This is a genomic window from Natronococcus sp. A-GB7 (assembly GCF_029688865.1).
In the GTDB taxonomy this organism is placed as follows: domain Archaea; phylum Halobacteriota; class Halobacteria; order Halobacteriales; family Natrialbaceae; genus Natronococcus.
Map to the genome: position 1 here is coordinate 145,974 of NZ_JARUKV010000009.1, position 18,311 is coordinate 164,284.

15 protein-coding genes are annotated in these 18,311 nt (G+C 68.1%); 6 read left to right on the forward strand and 9 right to left on the reverse strand.

Annotated elements, in window-relative coordinates:
* The first annotated feature begins 332 nt into the window (after positions 1 to 332).
* Complete coding sequence (gene gltB / locus QA609_RS10335) at positions 333 to 4,880, forward strand: glutamate synthase large subunit (RefSeq protein ID WP_278302527.1); 4,548 nt, start codon at positions 333 to 335, stop codon at positions 4,878 to 4,880.
* A gap of 17 nt (positions 4,881 to 4,897) precedes the next feature.
* Here gltB and QA609_RS10340 read toward each other — a convergent pair whose 3' ends face one another.
* From QA609_RS10340 to QA609_RS10355, 4 genes are all read right to left on the reverse strand, one after another.
* A complete protein-coding gene (locus QA609_RS10340; protein ID WP_278302528.1) occupies positions 4,898 to 5,362 on the reverse strand; it encodes a hypothetical protein in 465 nt (154 codons plus the stop codon).
* Between the two features lie 109 nt (positions 5,363 to 5,471).
* Positions 5,472 to 6,065, reverse strand: a complete 594-nt coding sequence (locus QA609_RS10345) for a peroxidase-related enzyme (RefSeq protein ID WP_278302529.1) — start codon at positions 6,063 to 6,065, stop codon at positions 5,472 to 5,474.
* Between the two features lie 32 nt (positions 6,066 to 6,097).
* Complete coding sequence (locus QA609_RS10350) at positions 6,098 to 6,523, reverse strand: GIY-YIG nuclease family protein (RefSeq protein WP_278302530.1); 426 nt, start codon at positions 6,521 to 6,523, stop codon at positions 6,098 to 6,100.
* A gap of 41 nt (positions 6,524 to 6,564) precedes the next feature.
* Positions 6,565 to 7,050, reverse strand: a complete 486-nt coding sequence (locus QA609_RS10355) for a hypothetical protein (RefSeq protein WP_278302531.1) — start codon at positions 7,048 to 7,050, stop codon at positions 6,565 to 6,567.
* Positions 7,051 to 7,217: 167 nt separating this feature from the next.
* On the opposite strand from QA609_RS10355, the gene QA609_RS10360 reads away from it, so the two are divergent.
* Both QA609_RS10360 and QA609_RS10365 read left to right on the forward strand, forming a co-directional pair.
* Positions 7,218 to 8,207: an NAD-dependent epimerase/dehydratase family protein gene (locus tag QA609_RS10360; protein ID WP_278302532.1), complete on the forward strand. Its 990-nt coding sequence runs from the start codon at positions 7,218 to 7,220 to the stop codon at positions 8,205 to 8,207.
* A gap of 83 nt (positions 8,208 to 8,290) precedes the next feature.
* Positions 8,291 to 9,352, forward strand: coding sequence for an NAD(P)-dependent glycerol-1-phosphate dehydrogenase (locus QA609_RS10365; RefSeq protein WP_278302533.1), 1,062 nt, complete (start codon positions 8,291 to 8,293; stop codon positions 9,350 to 9,352).
* On the opposite strand, the gene QA609_RS10370 is transcribed toward QA609_RS10365, so the two are convergent.
* Positions 9,349 to 10,383, reverse strand: coding sequence for a flippase-like domain-containing protein (locus QA609_RS10370; RefSeq protein ID WP_278302534.1), 1,035 nt, complete (start codon positions 10,381 to 10,383; stop codon positions 9,349 to 9,351). The genes QA609_RS10365 and QA609_RS10370 overlap by 4 nt on opposite strands.
* A gap of 240 nt (positions 10,384 to 10,623) precedes the next feature.
* Complete coding sequence (locus QA609_RS10375) at positions 10,624 to 12,471, reverse strand: S9 family peptidase (protein ID WP_278302535.1); 1,848 nt, start codon at positions 12,469 to 12,471, stop codon at positions 10,624 to 10,626.
* Between the two features lie 183 nt (positions 12,472 to 12,654).
* On the opposite strand from QA609_RS10375, the gene QA609_RS10380 reads away from it, so the two are divergent.
* From QA609_RS10380 to QA609_RS10390, 3 genes are all read left to right on the forward strand, one after another.
* The gene (locus QA609_RS10380; RefSeq protein WP_278302536.1) at positions 12,655 to 13,239 is read left to right on the forward strand and encodes a hypothetical protein; all 585 of its coding nucleotides are present in this window, start codon (positions 12,655 to 12,657) and stop codon (positions 13,237 to 13,239) included.
* A gap of 136 nt (positions 13,240 to 13,375) precedes the next feature.
* The gene (gene yqeC, locus QA609_RS10385) at positions 13,376 to 14,101 is read left to right on the forward strand and encodes a selenium cofactor biosynthesis protein YqeC (protein WP_278302537.1); all 726 of its coding nucleotides are present in this window, start codon (positions 13,376 to 13,378) and stop codon (positions 14,099 to 14,101) included.
* 67 nt (positions 14,102 to 14,168) lie between these two features.
* Positions 14,169 to 15,908 (forward strand): aldehyde ferredoxin oxidoreductase C-terminal domain-containing protein, encoded by a 1,740-nt coding sequence (locus tag QA609_RS10390; RefSeq protein WP_278302538.1) that lies wholly within the window; start codon positions 14,169 to 14,171, stop codon positions 15,906 to 15,908.
* A 56-nt stretch (positions 15,909 to 15,964) separates the two neighbouring features.
* Here QA609_RS10390 and QA609_RS10395 read toward each other — a convergent pair whose 3' ends face one another.
* The 3 genes from QA609_RS10395 to QA609_RS10405 form a co-directional block, all read right to left on the reverse strand.
* On the reverse strand, positions 15,965 to 16,600 hold the full coding sequence (locus QA609_RS10395) for a molecular chaperone TorD family protein (RefSeq protein WP_278302539.1): 636 nt from the start codon (positions 16,598 to 16,600) through the stop codon (positions 15,965 to 15,967).
* A gap of 49 nt (positions 16,601 to 16,649) precedes the next feature.
* The gene (locus QA609_RS10400) at positions 16,650 to 17,756 is read right to left on the reverse strand and encodes a dehydrogenase (protein ID WP_278302540.1); all 1,107 of its coding nucleotides are present in this window, start codon (positions 17,754 to 17,756) and stop codon (positions 16,650 to 16,652) included.
* A gap of 6 nt (positions 17,757 to 17,762) precedes the next feature.
* Positions 17,763 to 18,311, reverse strand: a 549-nt coding sequence (locus tag QA609_RS10405) for a 4Fe-4S dicluster domain-containing protein (RefSeq protein ID WP_278302541.1), incomplete at its 5' end; no start/stop codon positions are given.

Consider the following 18,311-nt stretch of genomic DNA (forward strand, 5'->3'; position numbering starts at 1 on the left):
TATCGCGGCCGATCGGCCGCTCGAGGCCGCAGACTGGGTCTTTCGTACGTGCGGATTCTACGTCTACCTAACTCTTTAACCAAATAGTGCTTACCACCCGGGAACGATGTACGAGTGTGGTGTTCACTCTGGTGGGTGAACACTACGTGCCTCTGACACCTTTCCGTACCGTTTCGCCGATCAGCCCCGGGTAGGGATCGGCGGACACCCGAACTCCTGCCGAAACCACAGTATAAATTATCCAATTAGACCTTATACCTCCTCATATGTGTATATAATACACTTAGCCATTATGGGGTAGCCTCTTATGGGAGATCTCCAAAGGAGGGGGTATGTCACAGCCACACACTTCGAACACCGATCGTTCTTCGGGGCTCGCCGATCCGGCGGACGAACGATCGAACTGCGGTGTCGGCGTCGTCATGGATCTCGACGGCGAGGGTGGACACGACGTCGTCGCGGACGGACTCGAACTGCTGGTCAACCTCGAGCACCGCGGAACGACCGGCGCCGAGAAGGACACCGGCGACGGCGCCGGCATCATGCTCCAGCGACCCGATGCCTTCTTCGCCGACGCTCTCGACGCCGATCTCCCGAACACCTACGCCGTCGGTTCGCTCTTCTTCCCGACCGACGACACGGCTCGCGAGGAACTCGCCGACATCGTCGAGGGCACTCTCGCCGACTACGACCTCGAGACCCTCGAGTGGCGCGACGTCCCCACCGACAACGCCGACCTCGGTGCGACCGCCCTCGACTCCGAACCCGACGTCTGGCAGGTTGCCGTCGCACCCGCGGACGACGTCTCCGGCGAGACGTTCGACCGCCGGCTCTACGTCGCCCGGCGAGCACTCGAGAACGCGGTTGCGAACGCCGACGTCGAGAACAAGGAACGGTTCTACGTCTGCTCGCTCGACTCGAAGACGATCGTCTACAAGGGCCTGCTCAAGGGCGAGCAGGTCGCTTCCTACTACGAGGATCTGACCGACGAGCGCATGGGGTCGACGTTCGCGATGGTTCACGAGCGGTTCTCGACGAACACGCTCGGGGCCTGGCATCTCGCCCATCCCTACCGCAACATCATCCACAACGGCGAGTTCAACACCATCAGAGGGAACATCAACTGGATGCGAGCCCGTGAGACGGACCTCGAGAGCGACGTGCTAGAAGACCTCGAGGCGGTCAAGCCGATCATCGACGACCCCGACCAGTCCGATACCGCGAGCGTCGACAACGCCCTCGAACTGCTGATGCAGGACGGTCGCGACCTCGAGCACGCGCTGCGGATGCTCGTCCCCGAGGCCTGGCGCGGCGACGACGCGATGGATCAGGGCCGCAAGGACTGGTACGACTTCCACGCCTCGCTGGTCGAGCCGTGGGACGGTCCCGCGCTGGTCGCCGCCACCGACGGCGAGCGCGTCGGCGCCGTCCTCGATCGCAACGGATTACGGCCGTGTCGGTACGACGTGACGACCGACAACCGGCTGATCATGGCCAGCGAGGCCGGCGCGCTCGAGACCGATCCCTCGGAGATCGCCGAGCGCGGTCGCCTCCAGCCCGGCCAGCTGTTTCTCGCCGATCCCGAGGAAGGCCGGGTCATCCCTGACGACGAGGTCTTCGAGGACCTGACCGACGACCGCTACGGCGAGTGGGTCGAGCGGGAACAGGTCGGCCTCGACGATATCGTCTCGACCGGCGACAGCTCGCCTCGAGATCCCGTTTCGGCGCTTCGCGACCAGCAGGCCGCCTTCGGCTACACGCACGACGAACTCGAGAACATGATCGAGCCGATGACCCAGAAGGGGAAAGACCCCGTCGGCTCGATGGGCGACGACACGCCGCTGTCCGTTCTGACGGAGTTCAACCGTCCCCTGTTCACGTACTTCAAACAGCTGTTCGCGCAGGTGACGAACCCGCCGCTTGACTACATCCGCGAGGAGCTGGTCACCTCAATGGAGAGCCGGCTGGGCTACCAGCGCAACCTCCTCGAGGAGTCGCCCGAACACGCCCGCCAGCTCGTGCTCGACTCGCCGATCCTCACGGACGCCGAACTCGAGTCGATCCGCGACTGCTCGGCCAACGACATCACGGCCGCGACGATCGACATCACCTACGAGCTCGAGAGCGACGAGCCGGGCGCGGATCTCGAAGCCGCGATCGAGCGCGTCCGCGAGGACGCCATCGAGGCCATCGAGGCCGGCCACGACGTGCTGATCCTCTCGGATCGGGGCGTCGACGCCGACCGCGCGGCGATCCCGAGCCTGCTGGCGACCGGTGGCGTCCACCACCACCTCGTTCGCAACGGGCTTCGCAACCACGTCGGCCTCGTCGTCGAGTCCGCCGACCCCCGAACCGTCCACCACTTCGCGACGCTGGTCGGGTACGGCGCGGGCGCGGTCAACCCGTACCTGGCCTACCAGACGATCGCGGACATCACCGCCGGCCCCGACGGCGCCGAGACCGAACTCGCGATCGACGCCTACGTCGACGCCGTCGAGGACGGGCTGTTGAAGATCATGGCCAAGATGGGGATCTCGACGGTCGAGAGCTACCAGGGCGCCCAGATCTTCGAGGCCGTCGGCCTCAACGGTGGTCTCGTCGAGGAGTACTTCGAGGGAACCGAGAACCGAACCGAGGGCGTCGGGCTCGCCGAACTCGAGGCCGACGTCCGCGAGCGACACGAGGCGGCGTTCGGCGCCGAGGACTCGAAGCTCGACCGCCACGGCGAGTTCGAACACCGCTCGAGCGGAATTCATCACCAGTGGAACCCCGACACCGTCGGCGCGCTCCAGCAGTCGGTCCGAGCGAATGACTACGAGCGCTACCAGGAGTTCGCCGCCCAGATCAACGACCAACAGCAGAACCTCCAGACGCTGCGGGGCCTGCTCGAGTTCGACTCCGATCGGGAGTCGATCCCGGTCGAGGACGTCGAGCCGATCGCCGACGTTGTCCAGCGGTTCTCGACGGCAGCGATGAGTCTCGGCTCGCTGTCGCCGGAGGCCCACGAGAACAACTCGATCGCGATGAACCGCATCGGCGCCAAGAGCAACTCGGGGGAGGGCGGCGAACCGCCCGAACGGTTCAACACCGAGCGCGAATGCAACGTCAAGCAGGTGGCCTCCGGCCGGTTCGGCGTCACCTCGACCTATCTCTCGAACGCCGACGAGCTCCAGATCAAGATGGCCCAGGGGAGCAAGCCCGGCGAGGGCGGCCACCTCCCGGGTGAGAAGGTAAACGAGATGATCGCCCACGTCCGCAAGTCCACGCCGGGCGTCGGACTGATCTCGCCCCCGCCGCTGCACGACATCTACTCGATCGAGGACCTCAAACAGCTGATCTTCGATCTCAAGGCCGCCAACGAGAACGCGGACATCAACGTCAAGCTCGTCTCGGAAGCGGGGATCGGAACCGTCGCAGCCGGCGTCGCGAAGGCCAACGCCGACGTGGTCCACATCTCGGGTCACTCCGGCGGCACCGGCGCCTCGCCCCGCACGTCGATCAAGAGCGCCGGCCTCCCCTGGGAGCTCGGTCTCGCCGAGGCAAATCAGATGCTCCGCCAGACGGGACTTCGCGATCGGATTCGGGTCTCGGCCGACGGCGGAATGAAGACCGGTCGGGACGTCGCCGTCGCCGCGCTCCTTGGTGCGGAGGAGTACGTCTTCGGGACCGCCCCGCTGGTCACCTCGGGCTGCGTGATGGCCCGACAGTGTCACAAGAACACCTGTCCCGTCGGCGTCGCGACCCAGCGCGAGGACCTCCGAAAGCGGTTCCCCGGCGAGCCCGAGCACGTCATCAACTACATGACGTTCATCGCCCAGGAGCTCCGGGAGATCATGGCCGAACTCGGCTTCGAGACCGTCGACGAGATGATCGGCCGCGTCGAGGTCTTAGAGCAGCGCACGGACGTCGATCACCCGAAGGCCCGCAACGTCGATCTCTCGGCCGTGCTGGCCGAGCCCGCAGGCGACGTCCGTCACAAGATCCGCGAGCAGGACCACGAGCTCGACGACCAGCTCGACCGCGAACTCATCGACGCCGCGAGCGACGCGATCGAGGACCAGTCACCGGTCACGCTCGCGGCCGACGTGACCAACGTCGACCGCGCGGTCGGCGCGATGCTCTCGAACCGCATCACCGACCGCTACGGCGAGCCCGGCCTGCCCGAGGACACTGTCACCGTCGACCTCGAGGGGACCGCCGGTCAGAGCTTCGGCGCGTTCCTCGCCAGCGGCGTCTCGATGCACCTCGAGGGGAGCTCCAACGACTACGTCGGCAAGGGGCTCTCGGGCGGGAAGCTCACCGTCCGGACGCCCGAAACCGCGAGCTACGATCCGACCGAGAACGTCGCGATCGGCAACGTCGCACTGTACGGCGCGACCGACGGCCAGCTGTACGTCAACGGGGTCGCCGGCGAGCGCTTCGCCGTCCGTAACTCCGGAGCGAAGGCCGTCGTCGAGGGTGTCGGCGACCACGGCTGCGAGTACATGACCGGGGGCGTCGTCGCCGTGCTCGGCGAGACGGGCAAGAACTTCGCGGCCGGCATGTCCGGCGGCGTCGCCTACGTCTACGACCCCGACACCGACTTCGCCGACCGCGCCAACACCGGCATGGTCTCGCTGCACGACGACCTCGAGGAGCGCGACGTCGAGATGCTGCGCCGACTCGTCGAGAACCACGTCGCCTACACCGGCTCCGAACGGGGCCGCGAGCTGCTCGCGAACTGGGAGCGCGCCCTCGAGTCGTTCGTGAAGGTGATGCCCGAGGCCTACCACGAGGCGATCACCGAGCAGGGCAGCGACGACGTCCGCAGCGAACTGCCGGGCGCGCCCGAGACGCCCGCCGACGCCGAGTCGACGGAGTTCGCCGCGAGCGACGACTAACGCCCGAGCTCTCGTTTTCAGTCGTCGGAGTCGGAGCCCACGTACGACGCCGCGTAGCCGATCAGCGCGGCGTTGAGGGCGACCAGGGCGACCAGCAACAGCCGCGGGTCGTCCACGGGTCCGACGGCGAGTGCCGCCAGCGCGCCGATCCCGAGAAGCGCCAGTCCGATCGCCAGCAGTCGATCGAGGTGCGGATCGTAGTCGAACGAAACTGCCTCCCGAATCCGGTCGTCCTCGCGCTCCCGGCGCTCGCGGTACCGTTCGGCGCGGGGGTCGTCCTCGGGAACCGATCGGAGCCCGAACGTCAGCAGGCCGTCGAGACCGGTACGTGCTCTCGCGACCGTTCCGCAGGTGAACGCGACGAACAGCAACACGACGACGGTGATCCCGGAACCGAGCGCTGCGGCGGGCACCAACAGTAGCGCGGCGAGGACCGCGACCACCGCCGCGATCCGCTCGAGTCGAGTCGGGACGAGGTCCACGTCGCCTTCGCCTTTCGTATCATTCTACAAGGGGGTTCCGATCGTGAGCCCGAGCGCTCGCCGTCTTGGCCCATCGTCGTGCGGCGAGACAGAGATCGGCAACCGACTGCTACCGCCCCAGCGTGTGGAACTCCTCGTTGGGACGCATTCCGGCGAACATCGCCAGCCGGTTGCTCAGGTTGTAGAAGGCCGTCACCGAGGCGATGTCCCACAGCGCCTCCTCGCTGAAACCGGCCTCGCGCAGCGCCTCGAGATCGGCCTCCTCGAGCTCGGTCGGGCGCTCGGTGAGTTTCACGGCGACGTCCAACATGGTTCGATGAGCGTCGTTGATGTCGGCAGTGCGGTAGTTCGCGACCAGCTGGTCGGCGAGCAACGGATCGTCGGCGTAGATCCGCACGAGCGCGCCGTGGGCGACGTTGCAGTAGTAGCAGTGGTTGACGCCGGAGACGGCGACCACGATCATCTCGATCTCCTCGCGCTCGAGGGCGGTGTCCTCGACTAAGGCGTCGTGGTAGTCGAAGAAGGCTCGGAAGTGCGACGGTTTGTACGCCAGTGCGGAGAACACGTTCGGCGTGAAGCCGGCTCGGTCGGTCTCCTCGTCGATCCGCTCTTGCAGGTCTCCGGGGAGCTCCTCGTAATCGGGTACCGGAAATCGGTCCATCGCATCGTCGCGTAGTTCGGGGTCGACGTCCGTCTCGGACATGCCCTCGGGTTCGCGGCCGATCCGTATAACGTCTAGTCGCCTTCGGGCCGGATCCCGAGGACCCCGCCAGCGTCGTCGGCCGCCTCGAGCAGCGTCTCGAGACCGGGCGTCTCGAGCAGGTGGGACCCGCAGTCACAGTCCGAGGATCCGAAGTCGGGAACCGCCTTCCCGGGGAGCGAGGCGGCGAGGTCGCACTCCCGGTCGGCGTCGGGGAATCTGACGGTCGCCTCGAGGCTCGCCGCCTCGCTGCCCAGCAGGTAGTCGACGTGCCAGTGGCGAACGTCGCGCTCCCCTCGGGCCAGTTCGCGGTGGCGGTCGAGCCGCGCGAACCCGCCGGGGCCGAAGGCGCTGCCGACGTAGGCGTACGTCTCGGCCGCGAACTCGCACTCGCCGAGCGCGCCGACCTCGAGCGAGAGCGGTCGTTCGACGTCGATCGCCAGGACGTAGGTTCCGCTCATACCGATCGCTACCCGGTGTGCCAGGAAAACGACGGCGATCCCTACCGCTCGCGGTCGCCGTCGTCCTCGTCCTCGGTCCAGCCGCCCGACTCGTCGCGGAGTCGGTCCTGGTCGTGCTCGAGTCCGCCGCCGGATCGGTCTCCCGTCTCGGCGTCGGGGACTGGATCCTCGTCTTCGTCCTCGTCCTCGTCGTCGGTCACCTCGGCTTCGCGGGTCGGCTCCTGGCCGGTCTCGTCGCCCGCAGCGCCGGGGGTCGCAGCGGTCTCCGTCGCGTCGGGAGTTCCGTCGTCGGTACCCTCGAGTCCCCCTTGCTCGGAGCGGTGCTGGCGTCCCGACTCGCTGCCCCCGGGTCGCTGACGGTTCGCGTCGCCCTTGGCGGGATCGCGGTCGGGTCGCTCGTCGCTCGCGGAATCGCGCTGGGCCGTGCGTTCCTGCCGTTCGGGCTCCCCGAGCTCGTCGTCGGCGTCGGTTTCGTCCTCTGTCCCTCGATCGCGGTCCTGTCCTCGGTCGTCGGTTCGGTCTGTCATAGTCGAATAGGGTGGCTCGCGGACGCTTGCTGACGGTCGCGCTTCGGACGGGGGTTGGCCGATGAGTCGGATAAGGCCGGGGCGCGCGCTCGCTTGCATGTGACTCACACGGTACCGACGACGACCGCGTCCGTCACCGTTTTCCCCCGAAGCGACGACCGTCGATCATGGACGACGCACTCGTTATCGGCGGCACGCGCTTCATCGGCCGCCACCTCGTCGAGGAACTGCTCGAGCACGGTTACGACGTAACGATCCTCAACCGTGGAAGTCACGAGAACCCCTTCGCCGACGACGACCGCGTCCGTCGGATCGAGGGCGATCGAACGAACGACTCGGCGCTCGAGGCGGCCGCACTCGAGGTCGATCCCGACGCCGTCTTCGACTGCGTCGCCTACTACCCGAAGGACGTCCAGGCGGCGACCCGGATCTTCGACGACTGCGAGGCGTACGTCTTCGTCTCGAGCGGCGCGGCCTACGGTCGCGAGGAGATCCCCAAGCGGGAGGACGAAACGCCGCTGGCGGACTGCAGTCCGGAGCAGGCCGTCGACGACTCCGGCGCGACCTACGGCCCGCGCAAGGCCGAGGGCGATCGAGCGGTGTTCGCCGCCGCAGAGCGCGGGGTCCGGGCCATGTCCGTCAGACCCTGTATCGTGTATGGCCCCCACGACTACACCGAACGACTCGATTTCTGGATCGACCGCGTCAACCGTTTCGACCGGGTCGTCGTCCCCGGCGACGGGACGAACGTCTGGCACCGCGCGTACGTCGAGGACGTGGCCAGCGCCCTGCGGATCGTCGCCGAGCGCGGCGAGGCGGGCGAAGCCTACAACGTCGGCGACCGACGGCTCGCCACGCTCGAGGAGATGGTCGAGTTGATCGCCGAGCAGTTGGACACTACGGTCGACGTCGTCACCGCCGGCCCCCGCGAACTCGAAGCGGGCTCCATCGAGCCCGACGACTACGTCCTCTACCGGGAGTACCCTCATATCCTCTCGACCGCCAAACTCGCGGCCCTGGGCTGGGAGCCGACGCCGATCGACGAGGCGATGGCCCGCTCGGTCGCGGACCACCTCGAGAGCGACCGCGACGGGAGCGAACACGAGCCCGACCGCGAGAGCGAGGAGCGCGTGCTGGGGATTCTCGACACCTTCTGACTGCCGACCGCTCCTCGAGCGCCCGTCGGCGGTCGTGTCGGCGAGCAACAACACGTATATCCCGGTGGTGACTCAGCTACCGTATGTTCGAGAAGTCGACGTGGATTCGCCTTCCGCGGAACGTCATCGTCGGCCACGACGTGCTGTCGGACGTCGTCGACGCCGTGGACGAACTCCACCTGCAGGGACGGCCGCTGTTCGTGACCAGCCCGACGCCGCGTCGGGTCGCGGCGGAACCGATCGTGGCCGACTTCGAGGCCATCGGAGTCGAACCGGCGGTCGTCACCGTCGAGTCCGCGTCGTTCGACGCCGTCGAGGACGTGATCGAGACCGCCGAGGCCGAGGAGGTCTCCTACCTCGTCGGCATCGGCGGCGGGAAGGCCATCGACATCGCGAAGATGGCCAGCGAACACCTCGAGATGGGGTTTCTCTCGGTGCCGACCGCGGCCAGCCACGACGGGATCGTCAGCAACCGCGGCTCGGTACCCGACGGCGACACCCGCCACAGCGTCGCCGCCGAGCCGCCGCTCGCCGTGATCGCCGACACGGGCGTCCTCGCGGAGGCCCCCTGGGAGCTGACGACCGCGGGCTGTGCCGACATCATCTCGAACTACACCGCCGTCATGGACTGGCGACTCGCCCGCCGGCTCCAGAACGTCGAGTACTCGGAGTACGCCGCCGCGCTCTCGGAGATGACCGCCGAGATCCTCGTCGACAACGCCGACCACGTCCGACCCGGCCTCGAGGAGTCGGCCTGGATCGTCACCAAGGCGCTGATGTCCTCGGGCGTCGCGATGAGCATCGCCGGCTCCTCGAGACCCGCAAGCGGCGCCGAACACCTCTTTTCCCACCAGCTCGATCGGCTCGAGCCCGGAACGGCCCTGCACGGCCACCAGGTCGGCGTCGGCTCGATCATGACGGCCTACCTCCACGGTGGCGAGCGCGGGATCTGGCAGGACATCCGTTCGGCGCTCGCGAGTATCGACGCGCCGACGACCGCGGCTGAACTCGGTATCGACGACGAGACGGTAGTGGAAGCGTTGACGACCTGCCACGCGATCCGGGACCGCTACACCATTCTTGGCAACGGAATAAACGAGCGGGCAGCCCGCGAGGTCGCGACGAAAACGGGCGTCATCGACTAGAGGCCGCGGTCGATCGGTAGCGCGGGCTTCGTCCCGAACACCGAGACCAGCACGGCCACGCAGCCGCTGATCGCAAAGTGTGCCCAGTAGGTCGTCAGCCGATAGAGGATCGCGGCGGCGGTCGCGACGTCGGCCGGAACGCCGGCGGTTGCGACGAGCAGGCTCGCCAGGACGACCTCGATCCCACCGCTACCGCCGGGGAGGGGAACGATTCCGCCGAAGGAGGCCAGCGGCGCACAGACGAGCACCAGCGCGAGCGGGACGTCGACGCCGAGCGCGAGCAGCCCGAAGTAGAGGGGTAAGGCGTTGAGAACCCAGCTCGCGACCGCGATCCCGAACGCTACGACGAGCGTTCGTCGGGAAGCCTGGATCGCCTCGAGGGTCCCGAAGAAACCGTCGATGCGACCCGTGAGACGCCCCTCGATGGACGGCAGCCGCGGGAGGGAGCCGACGGCGGTCTCGCAGCGGGCCGCGAAACCGAACGAGACCCGGCGTGCGACGCCGCGGTTGAACACGACGATCAGGGCGCCGGCGGTGAGCAATCCGCCGCCGCCAGCGACCGCGAGGCTGCCAATGACGGTATCGATCGACCCGCCGCCGACGGTGGCGAAGATCGCCACGCCGATCCCGGCGAGCACCAGGCTGCCGACGAGGTTGAACCCCTCCGCGGCGGCGACGACCGCGAGGTTGTCCTCGAACTCCGAGTCGGAGTCCCTCGCGAGCAGGTAGGCCATGACCGGGGTCCCGGTCGAGCGCCCCCACGGGAGGGCGCTGCGGGCGAAGTAACCCGAGAGGTACGCCGTCGCGAACGTCGTTCCGCCCGCCGCGCCGTCGATCGGCGCGAGCAGTCGTTTGACCAGCGCGCCGCGGAGCGCGAGCATCCCGAGGCCCGCGACGAGGGCGGCCGCGAGCGCGGCTGGATGCGCCGCTCGGACGTGTTCGAGCACCTCGTTCCAGCCGACCCCGGAGACGAACAGTCCCACGACGCCGACTGCAACGACGAGTCCGGCGACAGCTCGCCGCCACTGCATGGGCGCTCCTACAGATCGGACGCTAAAAACGTCGGTGGAATCGCAGTCCTGAATGTCACTCTCGAGTGTGTGTTCGGTGTCTCGAGAGGTCGACCGAGGTCAGTACCTCGGAGCCGAGGCCCACACCGATGTCCGGGTCACGTCGAGTTCGACCCGTTCGGAGCGGATGCCAACGGTCGCGCTCGAGGGGACCACGGCTGGCAGAACCGCGGCCGTCGGAACGGCGGGCGAGAGTGCTCCTCAGACGTGCTCGTCGAGAAAGTCGGCGATCGCCGAGTAGGCCTCGATGCGGTTCTCGAGCTTCGAGAAGCCGTGGCCCTCGTCCTCGAAGATCAACTTGCGGACCGGAACTCCCTGCGCTTCCGCCTGCTCGGCGATCTGTTCGGCTTCCCCGACCGGGACCCGGGGATCGTTCTCGCCGTGGAGGACGAACAGCGGCGCCGCGATGTGCTCGATGTTGTTGGTCGGCGAGATCTCCTCGAGGAACTCCCGGTCCTCGGCGAGGCTGCCGTACTCGGCCTCCCGTAGCTCGCGGCGCCAGTCGCCGGTATTCTCGAGGAACGTGACGAAGTTGGCGATGCCGACGATGTCGATCCCGGCGGCCCACAGCTCGGGGTACTCGGTCATCGACGCGAGCACCATGAACCCGCCGTAGGAGCCACCCTTGGCGACGATCCGATCGGGGTCGACCGCATCGTGGTCCTGTAGCCACTCGACGCAGGCCCGGATGTCGGCTACGGAGTCCATCCGCTTCTCGACGTCGTCGAGCGCGGCGTAGTCGGCGCCGTACCCCGCCGACCCGCGGACGTTGGGCTCGAAGTAAGCGTACCCTCGGTCGAGGAAGTACTGCTTGACGCTCGAGAAGGAGGGCCGGCGCTGGCCCTCGGGACCGCCGTGGATGTCGACGATGACGGGGACACCCTCGCCGGTTTCGGTCTCGCTCGCCTCGTCCTCGCCGGGGAGCGTGAGGAAGCCGGGCACCTCCAGCCCGTCGAAACTCTCGACGTGGACCAGCTCAGACGCATCGAACGTCTCGGGCGGGATCCCGCCGGTCGGCGCCGCGGTCCAGCGTTCGGTCTCGCCGGTCTCTACGTCGACCACGAAGGCGTTCGTGTTGACCGTATCACCGGTCGTCGACAGGGCAAAGCGCTCGGCATCGGGATCGAAACTCACGCCGCCGGCGACGCCGCCCGGTAGATCCGGTTCGGGAAAGGTCTCGAACGCGGTCGGCTCGTCGGCGTCGAACTCGCCGACGGTGAGGTCAGTGTACCCCTCGACGTTCTTCGAGTAGACGAACCGGCCCGTCTCGTCGTCCAGCGCGATCCCGTCGACGTTCCACTCCTCGTCGGCGACGACCGTTTCGAGCTCCGGGGCACTCCGCGCCCCGCCCCCGAGGTCGAGATAGGCCAGATACAGCGTGTCGGCGTCGCCCTCGTCGGTCACGAGGTAGATCCCCTCACCGTCTGGCGCCCAGCTGGCGCTCTGGTAGCGGACGTCGCCCTCGTGGGGCGTGAGATGCTCGAGCGCCTCGGTCTCGAGGTCGAGGGCGTACAGGTCCTGGTCGAAGTTGGAGTACGCCTGCGAGACGAGCAGTCGGGAGTCGTCGGGACTCCAGCCCGCCAGCGAGAGCCAGCCGTCGCCCTCGTAGACGAGCTCCGCTTCCTCGCCCGTTTCGTCGCGACCTTGCACGTAGATATCGAAGACGGACTCGTCGCGGCGGTTCGAGGCGAACGCGAAGCGGTCGCCGTCGTGACTCCAGCCGCCCCAGCGGTGTTTCGCGTCGGGCATCGCGGTCAGGTTCTCGATCTCGCCCGTCTCGGCGTCGAGCCGGTAGAGCTGGGCGCGCTCGTTGCCGCCCTCGTCCATCCCGAAGATCAGCTCGGGCCGTTCGGGCGACCAGGAGGCGAAGGTGATCCGCTCGTCGTAGAACGTGCGCTGCTCGGGCCACTCGCGGGGGCCCTCGAGCGTCCAGACCTGTGCGGTGCCGGTCGTGTCCATCAGGAAGGAGAGCCGCTCGCCGTCGGGACCGAAGGAGGCCCCGTAGGCGCTGCGAACGTTGAGGTAGCGTTCGATGTCGTAGCGTCCCATGGGTCGGTGGTACGAACGCGACCCGGTAGTCGTTTCGGTCCCGGAACCCGGCGACCGCCTCGGGTAGTCGCCGCCTACGACCGACGACGCGGGGCCGACCAATCGGCGCCATCGTTACGCCTCGGACGAGCGAGGGTTTGCGGTGCTTAACAATACCGATCAGGGTGCGTACGTCGAGGTACGATGTCGGGAACGCGCGGGCACGACCGGGAGCCGGACGGGGGATCCGTCGGAGCGCTGCTCGTTACGACGGTCGCCGTCCTCGTCGTCTTCGGGATGACGATCGCCGGAGTTACCCTCGGACTCGGGGTCAGCGGCGACACCTCGAGCGCCGAGACGGACGCGGAGACCGAGGACCTGCCGGGGCTCGAGGACGATCCCTCCGAGATGATCGACGCCACTGATTCGGACGACGAGGCGGACGATGAAGGGGGCGACGACGATGACGACGACGGAGGCGGTGACGACGACGAGACGGAGGAACTCGACTGGGACGACCTCGAGGACGACGACAACGAGACCGACGACGGAACCGACGGCAACGAGACGGCCGACAACGAAACCGACGGGAACGAATCGTCGACTGACGACGAAGACGACGATGATGAGGCGGACGACGATGGTGACGACGAGGAAGACGAGGAGGACGAAGCGGACGACGACGATGAGGACGATGACGACGATGATGACGATGATGAGGACGATGACGACGACGATGATGACGATGATGAGGACGATGACGACGACGATGACGATGACGACGACTGACGGCAGGGACTCGAGCACCCTCGCTGATCGCGTGAGCGAGACGACCGACGCGAGCCGGCGGGTGCAACTCTCGTCGGCGCCGCGTTAGTCGGACACGCAGCTACAAGTACGACCGCTCCGATGCTTCGGTATCGACATGGATCTTTCCGAGGCGCTGACCGCTCGCGGTAACGTCACCTGCGTCGTCGGCGCGGGCGGCAAGAAGTCGACGCTGTACGCGCTCGCGGCCCAACTCGAGCGCGCGGTCGTCACCGCCACCGTTCGTATCCCGCCGTTCGAGGAGCAGGTCGAGGACGTGATCGTCACGGATCGCCCGCTCGAGGCGATCGACTCGGCCGAGTCGTGGCCGATCGGGCTCGTCGCCGGCCGCGAGGGATCGGACCGCTACCTCGGCTACGATCCCGAAACGGTCGACGACTTCGTGGCCGACCTCGGGCCGGAGACGTCGGTGGTCGTCAAGGCCGACGGCGCCCGCACCCGCTGGTTCAAGGCGCCGAACGACGACGAGCCCCAGCTACCGACCGCGACCGACGTCGTCGTCCCGATCGCGAGCGCGAAGATCGTCGGCGAGCGACTCGACGAGGAGCACGTCCACCGCCCCGAGCGGGTCGCGGCGATCACCGATCTCGAGCCCGGCGACCGGATCACGGCGGGCGACGTCGCGACCGTCGTGGCGAGCGACCGAGGCGGATGCAAGGACGTTCCCCACGGCGCGACGGTGATCCCGCTCGCGAACATGGTCGACACGCCCGAACTCGAGGAGACGGCCCGCGAGATCGCCAGCGAGATCCACGAGCGACGGGACGTACCCCGGGTCGTTCTCGCGCAGTTGCTCGAGGATCGGGTCGTCGACGTCGTCTGAGTCCGAGCGGCGGCGTTCGCAGCCGAGAGCTTTAACTATCGCTCGGCGGTTACGATTACGGGACTGCATGGAAACGGGGGAGACTCTCGTCCGCGTCGATCTCGCGGCCGAGTCCGTCGCGTCCGAACCGGTACCGGAGTCGTGGCGCCGAAAGTACGTCGGCGGGAAGGGACTTGGCGCCCGCTACCTCTACGAGGAGCTCGAGCCGGGGACGGACCCGCTGGGCGACGACAACGTCCTGTTGTTTCTCACCGGTCCGCTGACCGGTCTCCTGCCCGGCGAGCAACGCTCCGTCGTCGTCACCAAATCGCCGCTGACCGGGGCCTTTCTCGACTCCTACGCGGGCGGCTCGATGGCCGGTCGGCTCGCGGGCTCGCTGGGCGACCACGTTGGGATCCTCGTCACCGGGCGGGCGGATCGTCCCGTCAGGCTCGAGATCGACGGCGGCGAGGTCTCGGTCACGTCGGCCGAGGACTGGTGGGGGCTCGACGCCCGCGAGACCGACGAGCGAGCGGGCGAGGCCGCGGTCGCCTGCATCGGCCCTGCGGGCGAGAACGGCGTCTCCTACGCGACGATCGCCTCCGACGGCGGCGACCACCACGCCGGCCGGGGCGGCGCGGGCGCGGTGATGGGTGCAAAGCGGCTGAAGGCGCTGGTCGCCCGCGGCGATCTGCCCGAACTCGACGCGGACCTCCGCGAGCTCCACCGGCGGTACGAGGAGGCGTTCGCGACCGACGACACCGGCCGCTGGCAGGCCGCCAGCGAGACCGTCGAGACGCTCGACTTCGCGAACGAGGTCGGCGTCCTGCCGACTCGCGGCTGGCAGGAGGGCCGGTTCGACGGCGCCGACGGGATCGGGATCGAAGCCGTCCGCGACGCCGCCCACGACCGCGAGCGAGCCGACGAGCCGGTTCCGGGCGGGTTCCAGGTCGAGAGCGACGACGGCGAGAGCGTCCCGCGGGGGTCAACCCCAATCTCGCTGGGCGCGGGTCTGGGGATCGACGACTTCGACGCCGTCGCCACCCTGGGATCAGTCTGCGATCGGCTCGCACTCGACGTCATCTCGGGGGGTAACGCCGTCGCCTGGGCGATCCGCGCGAGCCAGGAGGGGCTGATCGACCGCGACCTCGAGTTCGGCGACGAGGACGGCGCCCGCGAACTGATCGAGGAGATCGCCCACCGCTCGAGCCCGCTCGGCGAGACGCTGGCCGACGGCGTCGACGCGGCCGCGACCGAGTACGGCGGCGACGACCTGATCCCCTCGGTGAAGGGGATGGCGCTGCCCGCCTACGACCCCCGCGGCGCGTCCGCGATGGCGCTCGCCTACGCGACCAGCGATCGGGGCGCCTGTCACCGCCGCGCACGGCCGGTAGAGGTCGAGGCGCTGGGCGGCACCGACTGGAGCGACGTCGACCGCGTGAACAGAGTGATCGCCGAGCAGGACCGACGGGCCGTGCTCTGGAGTCTGATCGCCGACGACTTCTTCGGCGAGGCCCTCTCGGCGACGCTGGGTGCGGACTGGCTCGCAGCCGTCGATCGCGAGTACAGCCCCGAGGAGCTCCGTCTGGTGGGCGAGCGCGTCTGGACGCTGATCCGCCTTTTCAACTGCCGCGAGGGGTTTACCCGCGAGGACGACACGCTTCCCCAGCGGCTCACGGAGCCACTCGAGGGCGGGCCCAACGACGGCGCGGCGATCGACGCGGCCGGCTTCGAGGAGACTCTCGAGCGGTACTACGAGCGCCGGGGGTGGGACGACGGCGTCCCGACCGACCGAACCCTCGAGCGACTCGACCTCGAGGGACTGTAGCGTCGACTACTGTTCTGTGCGTCGCGGCGCGTGGTGTCGATCGGAAAAGAGCGGTGCTACTTGCCGTTCGTCGAGAGCTGCCCGTAGCCCGGCGAGAGGTCGTCGGGGTCGAGGCCGAGCAAGTAGGTGTCGGCCTGGAACACTCCCTCGAGCAGCCAGCCGACGCCCTCGTAGAAGGGGTTGTCGGTCATCTCCTGGATGTCGCGGGCCAGCTCCCGCAGCCACCAGCCGTGGGCCTGGAGGAACGCCCGTCGGTACTCGTCGTTGCCTCCGCGGGCCAGGATCTCGAGGGCGGCCAGCTCGACGGCGGCGTGATCGGCTTCCTCGCGGAGCTCCGTCGACGGCCGAATGCCGAGGTCGCGGTAGGAGCTTTTGACGGCCGCGAGCGGCTCGCCGAGGTAGTCGTCGGCGTACCAGGACTCGTGGATCTGCATCCGCGGGCGCGGCCCGACGAACAGTCGGGTGTGAACTCGATTCAGCTCGGCCGCCTCCTCTTCGGGGTCGTCGACCCTGGCCCGCCACTTGTCGAGCAGCTGGTAGCCGGTGTCGAGCGCCTGCGGTGACGCCTGTCGCGGAAGCTGCTCGGCACTGAGCCGTTCGACGGCCGTCTCGTCGGGTGGATCCGCGAGGACGCCGGAGAGAAACGCGTACAGATCCGCGAGCTCGTTCGTGGGATCGTTCGTCCGTGTCATACTGGGTACGAGGGTGTAGATCGGGTTAAAACAGTTGGCTCGATCCCGCCTACAGCGGGAGGATGAGCGGTTCGAACTCGGCGGCGAGCAGGTAACTCAGCGCCAGCGCGATCTTGCCGACGACCGCGAGGAGTGCAACAGTAGCGTACGTCGCCGTCGCCGCCGTCGGCGAGAGCGCGTCGCGTCGCTGGCCGACGACCGTGCCGACCGACAGCAGGATCGGCACGACCAGCCCGCCGATCACGGCGAGACCGACGAACGGTACGGCGTAGGTGGTGAGCAGGTTGTTGATCCCTGGCTCAGCTGCGGGGATCTGCCCGGGTAACAGGACGATCGTCGCGATGACCATCGCCAGCGTCGCCGCCAGCAGTCCGGCAACCGCAAGCGAGTACTGACGGATCGCGCGGCCAGGCTTTCGGCCAGCTACCGCCGCCAGGCCGACCGCTCCGGCCAGTCCCACGCCGAGGCCGCTGAAGATCTGGACCGGGAGCAGGAACGTCTTGTCCCACAGCGCGACCCGCTCGGTCATTCCGGAGCCGTAAGCCATCGCCGAGTAGACCAGGACGCCGGCCGCGGCGATCGAGAACACGCCGCCGATCGCGAGCCGAACCGTCTCCGAGGGGCGAGTGGTGTCGGCGATCGAGTCGACGAGGTCGAGCAGTCCGACGCGGTCGGCGACGCCGCGCAGTCCGTCGGTCCTGTCGGTTGTCGCGGCTCTGGCGGCGTCACGTTCGGTTCCACCGTCGGCCGCGACGGCGCCGGAGTCGGCTCGATCGGGCGCGTGTGGCCGGTTCCGGCCGAACGCGACCCAGGCGAACATCAGGAACGCTCCCAGCCCGAGTCCGCCGAGCAGGTACGCGCCGATGGTCATCCACGAGTCGAAGTTCGTCATCGTCAGCGGGATCAGCATCGCCCGGAACGGCGTCGCGAGGTGTGACAGCAGGATCGGCGGACCGATCACCAACCCGAGCAGTCCGACCAGGTAGCCGTACTTCGCGACCTGACCGTGTCCGTGGGCGTTCCGCCGCGAAGCCAGCAGGTCGGCGACGTACCCCATCAGGTACGCCCCGCTGGCGATCCCGATCATCGCGATGTAGACGCCGATCTGCCAGTTCCACTGGGTGTACGGAAGATCGAACGTGACTTCGGTTGCCATCGGCGGTCAGTCCCCCATGATTTCGTCCGCGTCCTCGCCGAAGACGATCTCGGCGGCCTCGTCGTTGAACGGCGTCGAAACGCCGTCCTCGTCGAGCTTCTCGGAGAGCTGCTCGGGCGTGCCAAACAGCAAGGCGTCGGTCGGACACTCCGAGGAGCAGGCGGGCTCGAGCCCCTCCTCCTGGCGCGGCTCGCAGGTCGTACACTTGTCCATCAGGCCACCGCTCCGGGAGCCCATCGGATTGGCCTCCTCGGCCTCGGGAACCTCGGCGTCCGGGTACTGGGGGGCGCCGAACGGACAGCCGACGCCGCAGTAGTGACAACCGATACACATGTCGGCTTTGACGCGGACGCTGCCGCTGTCGCGGATGCGCAACGCGTCGGTCGGACAGACTTCGACGCAGGGTGCCTCGACGCAGTTGTAACACTGCATCGGCTTGTTCGTCTCCTCCTCCGTCCCGTGACCGAGCGCGACGACCTGGATGCGGTCGCTCTCCGGCGGGAGGTCCCAGGTCCGCTGACAGGCGACCTCGCAGGCGCCACAGTCGATACAGGA